We start from the raw sequence: 2,248 nt of genomic DNA on the forward strand, positions 1-2,248 counted from the left end.
TGTGTTTCGGCGTGGAATAAGGACCCTGTTTCAGGGGTGATCGGCGTCCAAAAGGGACCCCTGTAACGCAGGGGCTTCAGACTGCCTTCGGTATCATCGGAGGCACTTGTTTTGGATGTTGGTCGTGGAGACGATTGCGAAGATACGCCGGCTGTCGCTGGTGCAGGGGAAGTCGATCAAGGAGATCTGCCGCGAGTTGCGCATATCACGGAAGGTGGTCCGTAAGGTGCTTCGTTCCGATGCGACCGAGTTCCGGTATGAGCGTCAGCACCAGCCGAAGCCGAAGATCGGCCCATGGCAGGTTCAGCTTGATGCTCTGCTGGACGGCAATGATGCGAAGCAGAAGCGCGAGCGCCTGACGCTGATCCGCATCTATGAGGAATTGCGGGCGCTGGGCTATGAGGGCAGCTACGACGCGATCCGGCGTTATGCCAAGAGCCGGGACAAGGCCTGCGGTGCGACTATGGCCGAGGCCTACGTGCCGCTGTTCTATCCTCCGGGCGATGCCTACCAGTTCGACTGGAGCCACGAGATCGTCCTGATCAACGGCGTCACCGTGACCGTGAAGGTCGCCCATGTCCGGCTCTGCCACAGCCGCATGATGTTCGTCAGAGCCTATCCGCGGGAGACGCAGGAGATGGTGTTCGACGCCCATGACCGAGCCTTCGCCTTCTTCGGCGGGACCTGCACACGCGGCATCTATGACAACATGAAGACGGCGGTGGAGACGGTCTTCGTCGGCAAGGAGCGGCAATACAATCGCCGCTTCCTGCAGATGTGCAGCCACTATCTGGTGCAGCCCGTTGCCTGCACCCCGGCGTCGGGCTGGGAGAAGGGGCAGGTCGAGAACCAGGTCGGGCTGGTGCGCGAGCGCTTCTTCACGCCGCGGCTGCGCTTCAAGAGCTACGAGGAACTGAACGCCTGGCTGCTCGACAAGTGCGTCGCCTATGCCAGGGCGCATCGGCATGTCGACCAGCCGGAGCGCACGATCTGGGACGTGTTCGAGGAGGAGCGCGGCAAGCTGGTCGGCTATCGTGGCCCTTTCGACGGGTTCCACACGGTGCCCGCCTCGGTGTCGAAGACCTGCACCGTGCGCTTCGACAACAACAAATACTCGGTTCTGTCGACCGCGGTCGGGAGGCCGGTCGAGATCCAGGCCTACGCCGATCGCATCGTCATCCGTCAGGACGGGGCGATCGTGGGGGAGCATGCCCGCTGCTTCGGCCGCAATCAGACGGTCTACGATCCATGGCATTATGTGCCGGTGCTGGCCCGCAAGCCCGGCGCGCTGCGCAACGGTGCGCCGTTCCAGGGCTGGGAACTGCCCCAAGCGATGGAGCGGGTGCGGCGGCGCTTGAAGACTGCCCACGACGGTGATCGGCAGATGGTCTCGATCCTGACGGCCGTGCTGTCGGACGGACTCGATGCCGTCGAGACCGCCTGCCAGCAGGCGCTCGCCGAGAACGTTTACTCGTCCGCCGTCATCCTCAACATCCTGGCCCGCCGGCGCGATCCGGCGCCGGCCGTCACCATCCTCACACCCGATGCGCTGCGTCTGCGCCATGAGCCGCAGGCCGACTGCGCCCGCTACGACAGCCTCAGGAGGGCAAGCTGATGGAACGAACCGAAGTTCTGGACCTGATGGGAACGCTGAAACTCTACGGCATGCGCAGCGCCTACGACGAGATCATGGGCACCGCCATCAAGCGCCAGCACGAGCCACCCAGGATCGTCGGCGACCTGCTGTCGGCCGAGATCGCCGAGAAGCAGGCGCGTTCGATCAAATACCAGCTCACCGTCGCCAAGCTGCCGCTGGCCAAGGACATCGACGACTTCGACTTCGCCGACACGCCCGTCAACGAAGCTCTCGTGCGCGATCTCGCCACCGGCGCCTTCATCGCTGATCAACGCAATGCCGTCCTCATCGGCGGCACCGGCACGGGCAAATCGCACCTGGCCATCGCGATCGCCCGAGCCCTCATCCGCAATGGAGCGCGCGGCCGCTTCTTCAACGTCATTGATCTGGTCAATCGTCTCGAGACGGAGCATCGCGCCGGAAAGCAGGGCCGCATCGCCGACTACCTTACGCGGCTCGACTTCGCCGTGCTCGACGAACTCGGCTATCTCCCCTTCGCCCAGGCCGGCGGCCAGTTGCTCTTCCACCTGATCAGCCGGCTCTACGAACGCACCTCGATCATCGTCACAACCAACCTTGCGTTCGGCGAATGGCCCGCCGTCTTCGGCGACG

Annotated in this window: 1 protein-coding gene and 1 pseudogene; both read left to right on the plus strand. The window is 64.0% G+C overall.

What is annotated here, in order from left to right; translation table 11 throughout:
* Positions 1 to 115 precede the first annotated feature (115 nt).
* A pseudogene (gene istA / locus NA2_RS21160) lies at positions 116 to 1,609 on the plus strand (IS21 family transposase); the annotation flags it as partial.
* 5 nt (positions 1,610 to 1,614) lie between these two features.
* Positions 1,615 to 2,248 (plus strand): IS21-like element helper ATPase IstB (gene istB, locus NA2_RS21165; protein WP_008599345.1); only part of this gene is annotated, 634 nt, incomplete at its 3' end.

This window comes from Nitratireductor pacificus pht-3B, from assembly GCF_000300335.1.
Classification (GTDB): domain Bacteria; phylum Pseudomonadota; class Alphaproteobacteria; order Rhizobiales; family Rhizobiaceae; genus Nitratireductor; species Nitratireductor pacificus.